Raw genomic sequence first — 16,410 nt, 5'->3', positions numbered from 1 at the left:
GCCGAGCTCCCCGGTCCGCCCGCAGCGGTCCGGGTTCCCCGAAGCGCACCGAGACCCGGTGCACGACCTGAAGGAGCACCTGTGTCCCACCGCACCGCACCCGGCCGGCCCGCGCGCCGCCGTCGGGCCCGCGCCGCCGCCACCGCCGTCACGGCGGTCACCGCCCTCGCGCTCACCGCGTGCGCCGGCCCGAGCGTGGCCGGGGCCGACGGCGCCGGCACCGCGGGCGACGACGCGGCGGCCGAGGCCGTCGACTGGTCGGCCGTCGAGCCCGCGTCCGAGATCACGTGGTGGAGCAACCACCCCGGCACGTCCCAGGAGATCGAGCAGGAGCTCATCGACCGGTTCGAGGAGGAGTCCGGAATCACGGTCAACCTCGTCACGGCCGGCGCCAACTACGACGAGGTGGCCCAGCGCTTCCAGGCCGCGTCGCAGACCGACGAGCTGCCCGACGTCGTCATCGCGTCCGACGTGTGGTGGTTCCGCTACCACCTCAACGACCAGATCCTGCCGCTCGACGACGTGCTCGAGTTCGTCGAGGCCGACGCCGCCGACTTCCAGCCCGCGCTCTACGCGGACTACGAGTACGACGACCAGCACTGGGCCGTGCCCTACGCGCGCTCGACGCCGCTGTTCTACTACAACAAGGACCTGTGGGCGGCGGCCGGCCTGCCCGACCGCGGCCCCGAGACGTGGGAGGAGCTCGAGGCCTGGGACGCGTCCCTCAAGCCGCTCGTCCCGGCCGGCGGCTCGACGTTCGGCCTGTCCACCGGGCCGTCGTGGGGCGCGTGGTGGTTCGAGAACATGATCTGGGGCCAGGGGGGCGCGTACTCCGACGGGTTCGACCTCACGCTCGACTCCGAGGAGTCGATCGCGGGCGGCCAGTTCCTGCACGAGCTGTTCCACGAGAAGGGCGTCGCGACGCTCTCCGCGGACGACGCGATGGTCGACTTCTCGTCCGGCCTCGTCGCCTCGACCATCGGCTCGACGGGCTCGCTCAAGGGCGCGCTCGACGCGGCGTCGTTCGAGGTCGGCACGGCCTACCTGCCCGACGGCCCGGCCGGCGGCGGCACCCCCACCGGCGGCACGGGCCTCGCGATCCCGTCGTCGAAGTCGCCCGAGCAGCAGCTCGCCGCGGCGATGTTCCTCGCGTTCCTCACGAACACCGAGAACACCGCGCACTTCTCGCAGAACACGGGCTACATGCCGGTGCGCACGTCGGCCGTCGAGTCCGACACGATGACGGCCATCTACGAGACGACGCCGCAGTTCCGCACGGCCGTCGACCAGCTCGCCGACAAGGCGCGCATCCAGGACGACGTCCGCGTGTTCGTCCCCGGCGCCGACGCGCTGCTCAACGAGGCGATCGAGCAGATCGTCATCGAGGGCGTCGACCCGGCGACCGCGTTCGAGTCCGTCACGCCGCGCATCGAGACCGCGTACACCGAGAACGTGGAGCCGTACCTGTGACGGCCACCGCGCTCGCGCCCACGGGCGCCGGGTCGGGGCGGTCCGCGCGCCCGCGCGTCGTCGCGCACCGCGGCAACAGCTCGGTCGCGCCGCAGAACACGCTCGCCGCGTTCGAGGCGGCGTGGCGGGCCGGCGCGCACAGCATCGAGATCGACGTGCAGCTCACGGCCGACGGCGAGCCCGTGGTCATCCACGACGACACCGTGGACGCGACGACGTCCGGCAGCGGCACGGTCGCACGGCTCGACCGCGCGGCGATCCGGGCGCTCGACGCCGGGTCGTGGTTCTCCCCGGCGTTCGGGGGCCAGCGCGTGCCGACGTTCGCCGAGGTGGTCGACCTCCTCGTGCGACGCCCGGGCACGGACCTGCTGCTCGAGCTCAAGGGCGCGTGGTCGCCCGAACAGGTGCGGCGCGTCACCGGGCCGATCCGGTTCGCGGGCATCGCCGACCGGGTCGTCGCGCATAGCTTCTGGCCCGAGACCGTCGCGGCGCTGCGTGAGGCGGACCCGGGCCTGCGCCGCGGGCTGCTCGTCGCGTCGCTCGACGACGAGGTGCTCGAGAGGTGCGCCGAGCTCGACGTCGTGGCGTGCAACCCGATGGGCCTCCTCCTGCTCGAGGACCCGGGGCTCGTGGAGCGCCTGCACGAGGCCGGCCTCGAGGTCGCGGTGTGGACGCTCAACGAGCCGGAGCACTGGGCCGCCGCCGTCGAGCTCGGCGTGGACGCGATCATCACCGACCGCCCCGACCGCCTCGCGGGCTGGCTCTCGGCCCGCCCGGTCTGAGCGGATCCGTCCCGCTGCCGAACCCGGGGTTCCTCCTCACGCGACAAGCTCGGTGGGGAGGAACCCCGGGTTCGTCGTCGTGCGACGGCGCGTCAGCGCGCGACGATCGTCGTGACGACGTCGGTCACGCTCGGTCGGCGCGGTGTCGACCCGAAACCGAAGCGGACGGGCGGGTCGACGTCGCGCAGGTCGCCGAGCGGCTCGCCCGCCCAGGTCGTCTCCGTCGCGACGAGCGCGTGGACGTCGGTCGCGCCGTAGTGCTCGACACGCCCCGGACCGGCGCTGCCGCGCGTCCGGACACCGTGCAGCAGCACGCGCGCGACCGGGTCGGTGAGGGCGGTCAGGTGCCGCGACGTCGCGACGCGGCGCGGCACCGCGCGCAGCACGTGCCCCAGGACCGTCCGCGGCCCGACGACGAGCCGCGCCTCGAGCGGTCCGGCGACCACGTGCCACGACGACGCCGAGACGGCGACCGGCGTCACGACGACCCGGTCGAAGCGGTAGGTCGACGCGACGAGGTCCGCGACCAGCGGCGACGGCGCGAGCAGGGTCCGCTCGCCGTCGGGGCGCTCGACCATGACGTCGGCGAACGCGCCGAACGGTGACGCGTCCCAGCACCCGACGACGACGCGCGTCCCCGACTCCGTGCCCCACCCCGCGATGCGGCCGCGGAACCGCAGGACGCTCGACATCCCGGCAGCGTAGGTCCGGCGCCTCGGGCACGCTCTCGCTCGGACGCAGGGGCCGCGCACGCCTGGCTTCCTCACCGTCCCGCCTTCCAGCCCGTCACCGACGCGACCCCGCTCGGCGCGCGAGCCCCCGCGCGCGGCGCGACGCTCGGAGGAGGCGGCGACCGCCGTCCGGCAGCAGGAGGTGACCCGTGCCGAAGATCACGCGCGACGGCGACGCGAAGCAGTCCGAGATCCCGAGCACGCTGCAGCGCTCCGACGAGAAGGCGCAGCGCACCTTCGCCAAGGCCTACGACGCCGCATTGGAGCAGTACGGCTCCGAGGAGCGCGCGCGTCGCGTCGCGTTCGCGGCGCTCAAGCACACGCACGAGAAGATCGGCGACCACTGGGAGCCCAAGGACGAGCCCGGCCCGTCCGACGAGCGGGCCGAAGAGGGTGGGCTCGACTCGACCGCGGACACCGCCGGGGGCGTCGACGCGAACGCGACCAAGGAGCACCTGCTCGACGTCGCGCGCCGCCTCGACGTCGACGGCCGGTCGACCATGACCAAGGACGAGCTCGTGGAGGCGATCCAGCGCGCCAACGACCGCGCGACCCGTCGCGCCCGTGGCGACTGACCGCCGTCGTGCACGACCACGGTTCTATCTCGCGAGGTAGAACTGTGGTCCGGCCTGGGGATCAGACGGGGCGACGGCGGTGGGGGACGCGCACGCGGTCGAGGTCCTGCGCGACGGTGAGCTCGCCGTCGAACACCTCGCGCGCCTCGCGCCAGAACTCCGTCGCGTCGGGGTACCGCTGCGAGAAGTGCGTGAGCACGAGCGACCGGACGCCGGCCTCGGCGGCGACGCTCGCGGCCTGCCGGGCCGTGAGATGGCCCCAGCGCTCGGCCTGGTCGCGGTCACGGTCGAGGAACGTCGACTCGATGACGAGCAGGTCGACGCCGTCCGCGAGCCGGTGCACGGCGTCGCAGAGGCGCGTGTCCATGACGAACGCGAACGACTGCCCGGGGCGCGGCCTGCTCACGTCATCGAGGGTGACGGTCCGGCCGTCGGGAGCCGTGACGACGCCGGTCTGCTGCAGCTCGCCGACCGCCGGCCCGGCCAGCCCGTGTCGCGCGAGCAGGGCGGGGTCGAGCGAGCGGCCGTCGGGCTCGTCCAGGCGGTAGCCCATGGCCTCGAGCGTGTGGTCGAGCCGCTCGGCGCGCAGCGTGAAACCCGGCTCGGGTCGTCCGGCCACGGGCGGGACGACGCCGTCCGTCGTGAGCGGCTGGAGCTCCAGGTGCCCGCGTCGGAAGTGGGCGCTCGCGTCCAGCAGGTGCTCGACCCACCGCTGGCCCGACGCCGGGTACGTCACCCCGATCGTGTGCCGCACCCCGTCGCCGCTGATGCGCTGCGAGACCCCCGCGAGGCCGAGGCTGTGGTCGCCGTGCAGGTGCGTGATCGCGATGCGCGTGAGGTCGGTCGCGGACACGCCCGCGTACGTCATCTGCCGCTGCGTGCCCTCGCCCGGGTCGAAGAGGATCGCCTCGTCGTCCCAGAACAGGACGTAGCCGTTGTGGTTGCGCGTCCGGGTCGGGACCATGCTGGCCGTCCCGAGGACGACGAGCTCGCGGCGGGACATGGCCCCAGCCTGCCACGGCGCCCTGCTCGTCGGTCGGCTCGTCGGGTGGCTCGTAGGGTGGCAGGAGACCCCCCGAGATCCGGAGAACCATGCGCCTGCTCCTCGTCCGTCACGGACAGACCCCGTCCAACGTCGCCGGCCTGCTCGACACCGCCCTGCCCGGCCCGGGCCTCACCGCGCTCGGCGCGCGGCAGGCCGCGGCGATCCCGGACGCGCTCGCGGACCGCGTCGTCGACGGCGTCGCGGTCTCGACGCTCGTGCGCACGCACCTCACGGCCTCGCCGCTGGCCGAGCGGCACGGATACGACCCGGTCGAGCTCGACGGGTTCCGGGAGGTCGACGCGGGCGCGCTGGAGATGTCGGCCGAGCACGACGACCACGCGACCTACCTCGAGACGGTCTTCGCGTGGGGCCGTGGCGAGCCCGGCCGCCGGATGCCGGGCGGTCCTGACGGCACCGAGTTCCTCGCCCGCTACGACGACGCCGTCGCGAGCGTCGCGCGCACGGGCTGGCGGACCGCCGTCGTCGTGTCGCACGGTGCGGCGATCCGCGCGTGGGCGTGCGCGCGCGCCGCGGGGGTCGACCTCGACCTGCTCGCCCGGACCCCGCTCGCGAACACCGGGCTCGTCGAGGTCGAGGGCGACCCGTCGTCGGGCTGGCGGCTCGTGGGCCTGAGCGACGGGCCGCTGGGCGGGACCGCGCTGGACGACCTCGTCGCCGAGGACCCGACGGGCGAGTCGGTCGACGAGGAGGGACGCCGCGCCGCGGCGGACGACTGACCGCTTCCGCTGGGGCGCATCACACGGACCTGGCGGTCGTCACGTTCGTGACATACGCTCGCGGGATGGCCGCCGACGCACCGCTGCCCGCGCCGAACGAGCGCGCGCTCGAGTCCGACATCGTCACGGACCTGCGCGAGCAGATGACGTACGGGTCGTACCTGCACCTCGACACGCTGCTCGCGGCGCAGGAGCCCGTGAGCGACCCGGAGCACCACGACGAGATGCTGTTCATCGTCCAGCACCAGACGACGGAGCTCTGGCTCAAGCTCGTGCTGCACGAGCTGCTCTCCGCGCGCGACCTCCTCGCCGCCGACGAGCTGGGCGCCGCGCTCAAGCGCATCGCGCGCGTCAAGCACGTGCAGCGCACGCTCACCGAGCAGTGGTCCGTCCTCGCGACGCTCACGCCGAGCGAGTACGCGCAGTTCCGCGGCTTCCTGGGGCACGCGTCGGGCTTCCAGTCGTGGCAGTACCGCGCGGTCGAGTTCCTGCTGGGCAACAAGAACGCGCGCATGCTCGACGTGTTCGACGCCGAGCCGGACGCGCGCGCCGAGCTCGCGCGCCTGCTCGCCGAGCCGAGCGTCTACGACGAGTTCCTGCGCCACCTCGCGCGGCACGGGCACGACGTCCCGCAGCGCGTCCTCGACCGCGACGTCACCGTCGCGCACACGCTCGACGACGACCTCGTCGAGGTCTTCCGGCGCATCTACGACGACCCGGGGACGTACTGGTCCGCGTACGAGACGTGCGAGGAGCTCGTCGACCTGGAGGACAACTTCCAGCTCTGGCGGTTCCGCCACATGAAGACGGTGCTGCGCATCATCGGCACCAAGCGGGGGACCGGCGGGTCGAGCGGCGTCGGCTTCCTCCAGAAGGCGCTCGACCTCACGTTCTTCCCCGAGCTGTTCGCCGTGCGCACCGAGATCGGGCGGTCATGAGCATCCCGCACCTCGGCCGCGCGGGCGACGGCGGCACCTGGCTCCCGCCGTTCGTCGACGCGCACGTGCACCTCGGGCTCGTCGACCCCGTCGCGGTGCGGCGCGGCGGGATCGCCGTCGTGCACGACCTCGGGTGGGTGCCCGACGTCGCGCGCACCTGGCCCGGCCGCCCCGGTTTCCCGGAGGTCGCGTTCGCGGGCGCGTTCCTCACCGCGCCGGGCGGCTACCCGTCGGACCGGTCGTGGGCGCCGCCGGGATCGGTCGAGGAGGTCGGCTCGCCCGAGGCGGCTGTCGCCGCCGTCGACCGCCAGGTGGCCGCGGGGGCGTCGTTCGTCAAGGTCGCCCTGCACTCCGGCGCCGGTCCGGTGCCCGACGACGTCACGCTCGCCGCGCTCGTCGGCCACGCCCACGCGCGGGGCCGGGACGTCGTCGCGCACGTCGAGGGGCGGGGCATGGCGGCCCGCGCGTACGAGGCGGGCGTCGACCGGCTCGCGCACGCTCCGTTCTCCGAGCGCCTGCCCGACGACCTCCTCGCCGCGATGGCCGGCCCCTCGGGAGCGGGCGGGACGGACCGGAGTCGTGTGGGCTGGGTGAGCACCCTCGACGTCCACGGGTGGGGAAGCCCGACGGCCGAGCAGGACGTCGCGATCGACAACGTGCGGCGCTTCGTCGCGCTCGGCGGGACGGTCGCCTACGGCACCGACCTGGGCAACGGGCCGCTGCCGCCCGGCGTGAACCCGCGCGAGCTGCGGGCGCTCGCGGCGGCGGGTCTCGACGCGCACGCGCTGGTCGCGGCCCTCACGCGCGACGCCGCGGCCGAGCGCGGCGTTCCCGACCGGGCGCTGCGTCCCGGGACGCAGCGCTCGAGCACGGACGCATCGCTCACGACCTGGGTCCCCGGGGAGGTGCCCGACCTCGACGACCCCGACGCCGTCGCCACGTGGCTCGCGCGCGCCGTCGTCGTCGAGCGCGACACCGCACGCGACACTGCCCACGACCCCGCCCCGCCGGAAGGACGACCATGACCGAGGACCACGCCGCCCGTTCCGCCGCGCTCGACGCCGCCGACCCGCTCGCGCGGTTCCGCGACGCGTTCGTCTCGTCGGACGAGGTGACGGCGTACCTCGACGGGAACTCGCTCGGCCGGCCCACGCGCGCGTCGGCCGAGCGGCTGGCTCGGTTCGCGACCGAGCGCTGGGGTGCGCGACTCATCCGCGGCTGGGACGAGGAGTGGTACGACCTCCCGCTGACGCTCGGCGACCGGATCGGCGCGGTGACGCTCGGCGCGGCGCCCGGGCAGACGTTCGTCGGCGACTCCACGACGGTGATCCTCTACAAGCTCGTGCGCGCCGCGCTCTCGGCGCCGCAGGTGGCGGGTCGCGACGAGATCGTGCTCGACGCCGGGAACTTCCCGACGGACCGCTACGTGCTGGAGGGCGTCGCGCGCGAGCACGGCGCGACGCTGCGGTGGATCACGCCCGACCACGACGCCGGCGTGACCCCGGGGCAGGTGGCGGAGGCCCTCTCCGACCGCACCGCGCTCGTGCTGCTCAGCCACGTGGCGTACCGGTCGGGGTACGTGAGCGACGCCGCCGCGATCACGACGCTCGCGCACGACGCGGGCGCGCTCGTCCTGTGGGACCTGTGCCACTCCGTCGGGGCGCTGCCGGTCGAGCTGGACGCGTGGGGCGTGGACCTCGCGGCGGGCTGCACGTACAAGTACCTCAACGGCGGGCCGGGCGCGCCCGCCTTCGGCTACGTGCGCGCGGACCTCCAGGGCGCGCTGACCCAGCCGATCCAGGGGTGGATGGGCAGCGCCGCGCCGTTCGAGATGGGCCCGGCGTACGCGCCGCACGACGGCGTCCGGCGCTTCCTCTCGGGCACGCCCGCGATCGTCGGGATGCTCGCGATGCAGGACATGCTGGACCTGGTGGACGAGGCGGGGATCGCGGCGGTGCGCGCGAAGTCTGTTGCGCTCACCGAGCACGCGACGGCGCTCGTGGACGACCTCCTGCTCCCGCTCGGCGCGCGGTACGCGTCGCCGCGCGACCCGGACCGGCGGGGGAGCCACGTCACCGTCGACCACGACGCGTTCGAGGCGACGCTCCCGCTCCTGTGGGAGCGCGGCGTCATCCCCGACTTCCGCCGCCCGGACGGCCTGCGCCTCGGCCTGTCCCCGCTCTCCACGAGCTTCGAGGAGGTGCGGGTCGGCGTCGAGGCGGTGCGCGACGCGCTGCTCGCGGTGCCCGGCGCCCCGACGACCACCGGCGCGTCGACGGGCGCGGGCGGCACCGCGTGATCCTCGACGACCTCGACTCCCGGCCCGGGAGCACGACGTCCCTGCTGCGCACCGTCGTCGGGCTGTACGTACGTGACCTCGGTGGCGCGGTCGCCGTGGCCGACCTCGTCGAGCTGCTGGGCGCGCTGGACGTCCCGCCCGTCGGCGCGCGCGGCGCGGTCTCGCGGGCGAAGGCCAAGAGGCTGCTCGCGCCGGAGACCGTCGACGGCCGGGCCGGCTACCGGCTCGCGCCCGGCGCGGGCCGGATGCTGGAGCAGGGTGACCGGCGGATCTTCGCCTACCGGCAGCAGGGCGAGGACGACCCGTGGTGCCTCGTGTCGTACTCGCTGCCGGAGGAGCGGCGAGCCGTGCGCCACCAGCTCCGGCGGCACCTCGCCTGGATCGGTGCCGGGACCGTCGCGGACGGCCTGTGGATCGCGCCGGGGCACCTGGTGGACGAGGTCGAGGAGATCCTCGCCGCGCTCGACGTCCGCGGCGCGGCGACGGTGTTCGTCGCCGGGCGGCCGCGCGTCGCGGGCGCGTTCGCCGACGTCGCCGCGCGGTGGTGGGACCTCGACAGGATCGCGGCGCTGCACCGCGCGTTCCTCGCGCGGCACGAGGCCTTCGGCGCCGGGCAGGGCACGGTGCCCGACGGCGCCGCGTCCGCCGCGGAGGACGCCTCGCCGCGCGCCGCGTTCGCCCGGTGGGTGCGCGCTGTCGACGACTGGCGACCGATCCCGTACGCGGACCCGGGGCTGCCCCCGTCGGCGTTGCCCTCGGACTGGCCCGGCACGGCGAGCGTCGCCCGGTTCGACGGGCTCCGGGCGGACCTGGAGGCAGGCGCGCGGGACCACGTCCGGGCCGTCGCGGGACGCTGACCTGGGCAGGGACGCCCGGGTGCCGTGCTCCACCGCGGCTGCGCGATCCGGACATCGCCGACGTTTGCGGAGGCATCGGCCACCGCTGGTGGTGGGGTTGCTCACACCGGTGTGACTTCACCCGGCACTCAGACCTGGACGACCGTCCAGGTCTGCCTACGGTGGTCGGGACGGGTCGTCTGACCCCGTCGCCCGCGACACCGAGATCCAGGTAGTGATGACCCGCTCGACCCTGACACCTGAACAGCAGCTCCCCTCGACCCCCCGCCGCGTCCGTCGTCGACGCCCGGCCGCCGCGCTCCTCGCCGTCGGCCTCCTCGCGGGTGCCGGCCTCGTCGTCCCCGTGACGAGCGCCGCAGCCGCCGACGCGGTCAACCCGTTCGACCTGGCCGGTGGCTTCAGCGTCTACGCCCGCGAGGACGCCCGCCTCGACAACCACGAGACGGAGGGGTCCGTCGCCGTCGGCGGCGAGCTGACGGTCCGCGCCGAGGGCGGCACGTACGCGATCGTCCACCAGGTGGCAGGGACCGCGGACTACACGATCCCGACCGTGGACGGCGACCCGACCCGACTGCTCGTCGGGTCGTACGCGCCCACCTCGGGTCTCGCGCAGATCACCAACGCGGGCGTCCCGGCGGGGAGCGGGCCCGCGCTCGAGGGCTACCTCAAGGTGGTCGGTGACGACCCCGCGTTCGACACCTACCAGCGCGGCGACTGGGTGCGGTACCGCACCGAGGTCGACGAGGCCCCGTCGATCGACGCGACCAACCAGAAGTGGCCCGACGGCGCCGCGACCGTGGCGACCGAGCGCGACTCCGTCGCCGCGTACGTCGAGGCGGGCGCCACGGAGCCGGCCGAGGTGCGCCAGTGCCTCGCGGACCTCGTGCCGAGCGGGGCGGCCCACGTGCTCACGGTGGCCGAGGACGCCGGCGACCGCGTCGTCCTCTCGGCGCTCGAGCCCGGGCGGCCGAACGTCGTCGACTACGCGACGATCGCCAACGCCTACACGGTGCAGTTCGCGGACGGCGTGCTCCCGTCGGCCGACGCCCCGCTGATCGTCTCCGTCCCCGCCGGGACGACCGACCTGCGCGGCTCGGTGTTCGGTGCCGAGGGCGCGGCGGCCCGCTACGTCCTGTGGGACCTGTCGCGGCTCGACGGCCGGGTCACGCTCGGCACCGGCGGGACGCGCCTGGACGGGTCGGTGTACGCCCCGAACGCGGACCTCACGGTCGAGGCGGCCCCGCTCGACGGCCAGGTCGTCGCGCGGAACCTCACGCTGCTCGGCGGCGAGGCGCACGCCTACCTCTTCGCCGGCTCGATCCCGTGCGTGAACGAGCCCGTCGTGGAGACCGGCAGCCTCACGGTCACCAAGCGCGTCGCGGGCGACGCGGCCGCCACCGTGCCCGCCGGGACGACCTTCACCGTCGCGTACGACGCCGACGGGACGACGGGCGAGCTCACCGTGCCCGTCGGCGGTTCCGCGACCGTCGACGACCTCCCGCTCGGCACCGAGGTCGTGCTGTCCGAGCCGGGCTTCCCCGCCGTGGACGGCGTCGAGTGGGGCGAGCCGACGTGGCAGGTGGACGGCGCGGCCGTCGAGCCGGGTGGCGACGGGACCGTGCGCGTCGAGGTCGGCACGACGGCGGACGTCGCGGTGGTGCTGACCAACACGGCGGACGCGCCGGTCGAGTCGGCGCCCACGCCGTCGACACCCACCACGACCGAGCCCACGACCCCGACCACGCCCGTCGCGCCGGACGCTCCGACGCCTCCCGCCGCCGACGGCGGTTCCGACGGCCTGGCCACGACCGGCGTGCAGGCCGGGGGTGTCGCGCTCGCGGCGCTCGTGCTCGTCGCGCTGGGGGCCACCTTCCTCGTCCTGCGCCGCCGCCAGGACGCCTGACCCGCGACCTCGCACTCCCCGACGCCGCGCCCCGACCTTCGGGAGCGCGGCGTCGTCGTGTTCCGGGCACGTCCGGGACGGCCACCTGACCGCCGTCGGGAGTTCACCGGGCGGACGGGTGCGCGCCATCCCGGCTCCCTACGGTGACAGCGCTTCCCACCACGGGTCCGACGCCGCCACGGTGGTCCGACGGTCGTCGCCGCGCGGACCCCTGACCTGCGAAGGAACCCATGAACCTGCACGCCTCCCGGCTGCCCGGCGCGCTGACGCGCGCGGCGGCGTCGGCGCTCGCCGTCTCGCTCGTCGGCACGGTGCTCGTCGCCGCGACCGCGACCCCGACCTCCGCCGCCGACGAGTCCCTGCTCTCGACGTCCGGCACGACCTGGCGCTACCTCGACGACAACACGAACCCGGCCGGCGCCTCGGCGGACCAGCGCGTCTGGACGACGACCGCGTTCGACGACTCCGCGTGGAAGACCGCGACCGGCGCGTTCGGCGCCAAGCGCGGCGCCGCGACGGGGATCGGCGCCGCGTTCCCGATCACCACGCTCCTCACCCAGTACATCGAGGGCACGACGACGGACGTCCCCACGTTCTTCTTCCGCACCGACGTGGAGCTCACCGCGGCGGACCTCGACGGCGTCCCCGCGTTCGAGGGCGAGATCGTCTACGACGACGCCGCGATCGTCTACGTGAACGGCGAGGAGGTCGTGCGCCTGGGCGACGACGGGCGCGAGATCACGGAGAACCTCCAGTACCACGGCAACGGGCGCACGGACCCGGTGACGGGCACGTTCGTCGTCCCGTCCGACGCGTTCGAGCCGGGTGAGAACACGATCTCCGTCGCGCTCTACCAGGACGCGCCCACGAGCTCGGACATCTACCTCGACGTCCGCTCGCTCGTCCCGACGCACGGTGAGGTGCGCGACGTCGCCCTCAACGTCGGCGCGGACGAGACGCAGGCCAACGTCGCCTGGTTCTCGACGCTGCCGGGTGCGGGCGAGGTGCAGTGGGCCCGCGCCGACGAGGCGGGCGGCGAGGTCGACTGGCCGGCGGCCGCGACGTCGTCGTCCCGGAGCGGCACGGCCGCGGACGGCGCGACCTACCACCACGCGACGATCGCCGGGCTCGAGGAGGACTCGGCCTACGTCTACCGCGTCGGCAGCGCGGCGACCGGCTGGTCGGAGCCGACGACGTTCACCACGGGCACGTTCGGCGACGAGTTCAGCGCGCTGTTCATCGGCGACGCGCAGATCGGGGCGAGCGGCAACGCCGCGAACGACGCGACGCGATGGGCCGCGAACCTCGACACGATGACGGCGCTGCACCCCGACACGGCGTTCCTCATCTCTGCGGGCGACCAGGTGGAGAACGCGGGCAGCACCCAGCAGTACACCGGGTTCCTCGCGCCGCGCCAGATGCGCGAGCTGCGCTTCGCCGTCCAGGACGGCAACCACGACACCGCGTCCGCGCTCTACGACCAGCACTACGCGATGCCGAACCTCTCGACCGAGCAGCGCCGCGACTACTGGTACGCGTACAACAACGTGCTCGTCGTCGCGATCGACTCGAACGACTCCGACCCGGCCGAGATCGCCGGCCACGAGGCGTTCCTGCGGGACGTGATCGGGACCCACGGCGACGCGTACGACTGGGTCGTCGTGACGTTCCACCACTCGCTCTACAGCCAGGCGTTCCACTCGCGCGACACCGACGTGGTGCGGATGCGCGACGCGCTCTCGTCGGTCTTCAGCGACCTCGGCGTCGACCTCGTGCTCGCGGGCCACGACCACATCTACACGCGCTCGTACCTCATGGAGGGCACGACGCCCGTCGTCCCGGCCGCGGCGCCTGCCGAGGGCGACGTCCTCACCCCCGACGAGGACCAGGTCCTCTACCTCACGGGCAACTCGTCGTCGGGCTCCAAGTTCTACGACTTCGACGGCGCCAAGCCCTGGACCGCGCGCTGGGAGCAGTCGCGCGAGGCGAGCTACTCCGACCTCGACGTCACGCCCACGTCGCTGACCGTCACCACGTACGCGACCGGGGCGCAGCGCGTCGTCGACCAGGTGACGCTCCAGCGCGAGGACGAGGCGGGACCCGCGCTCGAGGTCGAGACCAGCGCGCGCTGCCTCTCGGGCACGGCCTACGTCGCGGTCCGCGCGACGAACACCGGCGACGTGCCCGCCGACGTCACGCTCGCGACGTCGTTCGGCACGCGCACGTTCGCGGCGGTCGCGCCGGGCAAGGCCGCGTACCAGTCGTTCTCGACGCGGTCCGTCGCCACCGAGGCGGGCTCTGTCACGGTGACGGGCACCCAGCCCGACGGCGGAGCCTCCTCCGCGCAGGACGCCGCCTACCCGGCGGTCGCCTGCGGCTGAGCCGCCCCGCCGAACCCGGGGTCGTTCCCCAGCGCATGCTCGCGCTGGGGAACGACCACGGGTTCGGCGTCAGGACGCGTCGCCGAGCGGCTCGACGACGATCCCGCCGAAGCGGGCGTCGCGTGCCTGGTGCTCGACGCCGCCGATCCAGACGCGCCCGCCCAGCACCGCGTCGGACGCGGGCGAGCCGTCGAGGTAGTGCGCCTGGTAGCCGCCCCCGAGGTCGACGTTGGTGAGGGACACCGCCCGGCCTGACTCGTCGGCGACGTCGGACGAGCACCACGCGCACACGTGCCGTGGGTAGCGGGGGTTCCACCGGGCGAGCGTCCCGCACAGCGGGCAGAACTGGGTGCGGACCGGCTCGGCGCCCGACGGCGCGAGCGCGCCGGAACGGACGAGGCCGCCCTGCGCGGTGCGCCGTGCGAGCGCCGTGAGCTGGCGCCGGGAGATCCCGGGCCAGCCGTGGACGGCGGTCGCCCACTCGGGAGGCACGGCGCGGGCTCCGTACCGCGCGCCGAGCAGGGCGCCCGCGATGGCCGCGACGGTGTCCGTGTCGCCGCCGATCGAGACGGCGGCCTGGAGCGCGGCCGCGAGGTGGTCGCGGTGGGCGAACGTCGAGCCCTGCGGCGCGGAGGTCGTCGCGATCGCGTGCCACGCGGCCTGGAGGGCGGTGACGGTGAAGCCGTTCTGCCGCAGGTCCGCCGTGGGCCGCGCGAGCTCGGCGTCCGCGATCCACGTGGACCAGCGCGCCGCGGCGTCCGGGTCGAGGAGGTCGAGGCCCGCGCGCACGTCGAGCCGCTGCTCGGTCACCGCGACGCGCACCGCCTCCGACCAGAGCACGCACGACTCGGCGGCGAGCGGGTCGGTGTGCGTGATCCCCGCGACGGCCCGTGCCGCGCGGGCGGTCGCGTGCCGATCGTCCAGGGCGACGAGCCCGACGACGCCCGTGCGCATGAGCGCGCCGTTCCCGGCCGTGCGTCCGGTCGCGGCGTGCAGCGCTGCCGACGCCTCGCGCAGGCGCGTCGCGGCAGGTCCCCGGCGGGCGGCGGCGTCGCGCAGCACGGAAGCGGTCTGCGTCCCGACGTCGGTCGCGCCCCCGGTCCGCCACGCCTCGAACGCGGCGGCGACCTCGTCGAGCGGCGTCGCGCCGAGCGCGTCCGGGACGGGGGACAGCACGTCGTGGGCGGCCGTGACCCGGGCGACGCACACCGACATCTGCGTGTCGTCGCTCCACTCGCCGGGCGCGTACGGGCCGAGGCCGCCGCCCCGCATGACCGCCACCGCCTCCGGCTGCCCCGGGCCGGGAGGTTGCGCGAACTCGTACGGCACCCCGAGCGCGTCGCCCGCCGCCTGTGCGAGCAGCACTCCGGACGCGCGGTCGAGGAGGGAGACGTCGAGCAGGTCGAGGGGCTCGCGGTCTGGCGAGGGCGGCGTCGTCGTCACGGCGTGATCGTGCCACGATGAGCGGCATGACGACGACGCCCGACGACCTCGCCGCCCTCATCGCCTCGGTCGAGGCGGACGAGCGCGACCTCGTGCTCCGCGCCTTCACGCACGACGACGCGTGGCGGCTCGGCTGCCTGCTCGTCGAGCTCGCCGACGAGCGCGACCTGCCCGTGACGATCGACGTCCGCAAGGGACCGCAGCAGGTGTTCCACGCGGCACGCGAGGGCACGACCCCGGACAACGACTCCTGGGTCGAGCGCAAGGTGCGGGTCGTCGAGCGGTTCGGGGCGTCGTCGTACCTCGTGGGGCTGCGCGCCCGCGCGAAGGGGACGACGTTCGCCGACCAGCACGAGCTCCCCCTACAGCAGTACGCCGCCCACGGCGGCGCGTTCCCCGTCCGGGTCGAGGGCGTCGGGATCGTCGGCGTCGTGACGGTCTCCGGGCTCGCCCAGGGCGACGACCACGCGCTCGTCACCGAGGCCCTGCGGTCGTTCCTCGGCTGAGCCGGGCAGACGGACGGGGCCGGCACCCGAAGGTGCCGGCCCCGTCCGTGGTCCGGTCGCGCAGGGGCGGGCGCGACCGGGGTCAGAGCGCCGGCGCGACGTCGGACGCCGCGCCGGCGGTGCGGCGTCAGGCCGCGCGCGTGACCTCGATGCGCTGCGGAGCGCGGCCGGCGAACACGCCGGCGACGGTCACGGTGAGCACGCCCGCGTCGTAGGACGCGCGGACGGCCTCGGCCTCCGCGGTCTTCGGCAGGGTCACGGTGCGGCGGAACTCGCCGAAACGTACCTCGCGGACGCGGCGCCCGGCCGGGGCGGCCTCGGTCGTCTCGTCGGTACCCGCCTCGGGCTGCTGGTCCTCGGCCTGCTCGGAATCGGTCGCGTCGTCGGCCACCGGCGCCTCGACGACGCGCTGGTCGCGACGCTCGCCGCGGACGACGAGCCGACGGCCCTCGAGCTCGACGGTGACGTCGCGCTCGGGGTCGACACCCGGCAGGTCGAAGCGGGCGACGAGGTCGTCGCCCTCGCGGTAGACGTCGGCGGCGGGCGCGTACCCCGTCGACGCGACGGGCGCGCCGCTGGGTCGCGTCCAGAGCTGGCGCACGACGCGCTCGGTGGGGAGCGGGCGGAACGGCGCCACGGTGTAGGTGCTGATCATGGGGTCCTCCAGGTCTGTCGTGCCACGGTCTGCCCGTGGCGTCCTGACCTGTCCAACCGTGAGCGGGACCGGCTCAGTCCCGCTTTCG

General features: G+C 74.9%; 15 protein-coding genes. 11 read left to right on the top strand and 4 right to left on the bottom strand.

Translation table 11 applies throughout. From position 1 onward, the window contains the following. Positions 1-81: 81 nt before the first annotated feature. Both ACN9MS_RS18490 and ACN9MS_RS18485 read left to right on the top strand, forming a co-directional pair. Positions 82-1,470, top strand: a complete 1,389-nt coding sequence (locus ACN9MS_RS18490; RefSeq protein ID WP_426309852.1) for an ABC transporter substrate-binding protein — start codon at positions 82-84, stop codon at positions 1,468-1,470. After that, on the top strand, positions 1,467-2,252 hold the full coding sequence (locus tag ACN9MS_RS18485; RefSeq protein ID WP_426309851.1) for a glycerophosphodiester phosphodiesterase: 786 nt from the start codon (positions 1,467-1,469) through the stop codon (positions 2,250-2,252). Before ACN9MS_RS18490 ends, ACN9MS_RS18485 begins: the two co-directional genes overlap by 4 nt. A 92-nt stretch (positions 2,253-2,344) precedes the next feature. On the opposite strand, the gene ACN9MS_RS18480 is transcribed toward ACN9MS_RS18485, so the two are convergent. Beyond that, positions 2,345-2,944 carry a hypothetical protein gene (locus ACN9MS_RS18480; protein ID WP_426309850.1) on the bottom strand — a complete coding sequence of 200 codons (600 nt, stop codon included), beginning with the start codon at positions 2,942-2,944 and terminating at the stop codon, positions 2,345-2,347. Between the two features lie 188 nt (positions 2,945-3,132). Between ACN9MS_RS18480 and ACN9MS_RS18475 the strand changes: the two genes are divergently transcribed. Then, positions 3,133-3,558, top strand: a complete 426-nt coding sequence (locus ACN9MS_RS18475) for a ChaB family protein (protein WP_426309849.1) — start codon at positions 3,133-3,135, stop codon at positions 3,556-3,558. A 61-nt stretch (positions 3,559-3,619) separates the two neighbouring features. Here the strand turns inward: ACN9MS_RS18475 and ACN9MS_RS18470 are convergent, their stop codons facing one another. Then, positions 3,620-4,561 carry a ribonuclease Z gene (locus tag ACN9MS_RS18470; RefSeq protein WP_426309848.1) on the bottom strand — a complete coding sequence of 314 codons (942 nt, stop codon included), beginning with the start codon at positions 4,559-4,561 and terminating at the stop codon, positions 3,620-3,622. Positions 4,562-4,650: 89 nt separating this feature from the next. Between ACN9MS_RS18470 and ACN9MS_RS18465 the strand changes: the two genes are divergently transcribed. The 7 genes from ACN9MS_RS18465 (at position 4,651) to ACN9MS_RS18435 (ending at position 13,718) form a co-directional block, all read left to right on the top strand. Continuing rightward, a complete protein-coding gene (locus ACN9MS_RS18465) occupies positions 4,651-5,340 on the top strand; it encodes a histidine phosphatase family protein (protein ID WP_426309847.1) in 690 nt (229 codons plus the stop codon). Between the two features lie 65 nt (positions 5,341-5,405). Next, a complete protein-coding gene (locus tag ACN9MS_RS18460) occupies positions 5,406-6,278 on the top strand; it encodes a tryptophan 2,3-dioxygenase (protein WP_426309846.1) in 873 nt (290 codons plus the stop codon). Beyond that, positions 6,275-7,303, top strand: a complete 1,029-nt coding sequence (locus ACN9MS_RS18455; protein WP_426309845.1) for an amidohydrolase family protein — start codon at positions 6,275-6,277, stop codon at positions 7,301-7,303. Before ACN9MS_RS18460 ends, ACN9MS_RS18455 begins: the two co-directional genes overlap by 4 nt. Continuing rightward, positions 7,300-8,577: a kynureninase gene (locus ACN9MS_RS18450; protein WP_426309844.1), complete on the top strand. Its 1,278-nt coding sequence runs from the start codon at positions 7,300-7,302 to the stop codon at positions 8,575-8,577. Before ACN9MS_RS18455 ends, ACN9MS_RS18450 begins: the two co-directional genes overlap by 4 nt. Continuing rightward, entirely contained in the window at positions 8,574-9,434 is an 861-nt protein-coding gene (locus ACN9MS_RS18445; protein ID WP_426309843.1) for a PaaX family transcriptional regulator C-terminal domain-containing protein, read from the top strand. Before ACN9MS_RS18450 ends, ACN9MS_RS18445 begins: the two co-directional genes overlap by 4 nt. A 217-nt stretch (positions 9,435-9,651) precedes the next feature. After that, positions 9,652-11,337 (top strand): collagen-binding domain-containing protein, encoded by a 1,686-nt coding sequence (locus ACN9MS_RS18440; RefSeq protein WP_426309842.1) that lies wholly within the window; start codon positions 9,652-9,654, stop codon positions 11,335-11,337. Between the two features lie 230 nt (positions 11,338-11,567). Next, positions 11,568-13,718: a fibronectin type III domain-containing protein gene (locus ACN9MS_RS18435; RefSeq protein ID WP_426309841.1), complete on the top strand. Its 2,151-nt coding sequence runs from the start codon at positions 11,568-11,570 to the stop codon at positions 13,716-13,718. 69 nt (positions 13,719-13,787) lie between these two features. Here ACN9MS_RS18435 and ACN9MS_RS18430 read toward each other — a convergent pair whose 3' ends face one another. After that, the gene (locus ACN9MS_RS18430) at positions 13,788-15,161 is read right to left on the bottom strand and encodes an ADP-ribosylglycohydrolase family protein (protein WP_426309840.1); all 1,374 of its coding nucleotides are present in this window, start codon (positions 15,159-15,161) and stop codon (positions 13,788-13,790) included. 26 nt (positions 15,162-15,187) lie between these two features. Here ACN9MS_RS18430 and ACN9MS_RS18425 point away from each other — a divergent pair, with 26 nt between their 5' ends. Beyond that, positions 15,188-15,667: a heme-degrading domain-containing protein gene (locus ACN9MS_RS18425; protein WP_426309839.1), complete on the top strand. Its 480-nt coding sequence runs from the start codon at positions 15,188-15,190 to the stop codon at positions 15,665-15,667. Between the two features lie 127 nt (positions 15,668-15,794). On the opposite strand, the gene ACN9MS_RS18420 is transcribed toward ACN9MS_RS18425, so the two are convergent. Then, positions 15,795-16,322, bottom strand: coding sequence for an Hsp20/alpha crystallin family protein (locus ACN9MS_RS18420; RefSeq protein WP_426309838.1), 528 nt, complete (start codon positions 16,320-16,322; stop codon positions 15,795-15,797). Positions 16,323-16,410 lie beyond the last annotated feature (88 nt).

Source organism: Cellulosimicrobium sp. E-16, assembly GCF_049913115.1.
Taxonomy (GTDB): domain Bacteria; phylum Actinomycetota; class Actinomycetes; order Actinomycetales; family Cellulomonadaceae; genus Cellulosimicrobium.
This window is presented reverse-complemented; position numbering and strand designations above follow the sequence as displayed.

Bases quoted from the DNA above. Each gene is read 5' to 3' on its own strand.
- ACN9MS_RS18460 (WP_426309846.1), top strand. From the start codon at position 5,406: ATGGCCGCCGACGCACCGCTGCCCGCGCCGAACGAGCGCGCGCTCGAG.
- ACN9MS_RS18420 (WP_426309838.1), bottom strand. From the start codon at position 16,322: ATGATCAGCACCTACACCGTGGCGCCGTTCCGCCCGCTCCCCACCGAG.
- ACN9MS_RS18455 (WP_426309845.1), top strand. From the start codon at position 6,275: ATGAGCATCCCGCACCTCGGCCGCGCGGGCGACGGCGGCACCTGGCTC.
- ACN9MS_RS18465 (WP_426309847.1), top strand. From the start codon at position 4,651: ATGCGCCTGCTCCTCGTCCGTCACGGACAGACCCCGTCCAACGTCGCC.
- ACN9MS_RS18435 (WP_426309841.1), top strand. From the start codon at position 11,568: ATGAACCTGCACGCCTCCCGGCTGCCCGGCGCGCTGACGCGCGCGGCG.
- ACN9MS_RS18440 (WP_426309842.1), top strand. From the start codon at position 9,652: ATGACCCGCTCGACCCTGACACCTGAACAGCAGCTCCCCTCGACCCCC.
- ACN9MS_RS18450 (WP_426309844.1), top strand. From the start codon at position 7,300: ATGACCGAGGACCACGCCGCCCGTTCCGCCGCGCTCGACGCCGCCGAC.
- ACN9MS_RS18480 (WP_426309850.1), bottom strand. From the start codon at position 2,944: ATGTCGAGCGTCCTGCGGTTCCGCGGCCGCATCGCGGGGTGGGGCACG.
- ACN9MS_RS18470 (WP_426309848.1), bottom strand. From the start codon at position 4,561: ATGTCCCGCCGCGAGCTCGTCGTCCTCGGGACGGCCAGCATGGTCCCG.
- ACN9MS_RS18425 (WP_426309839.1), top strand. From the start codon at position 15,188: ATGACGACGACGCCCGACGACCTCGCCGCCCTCATCGCCTCGGTCGAG.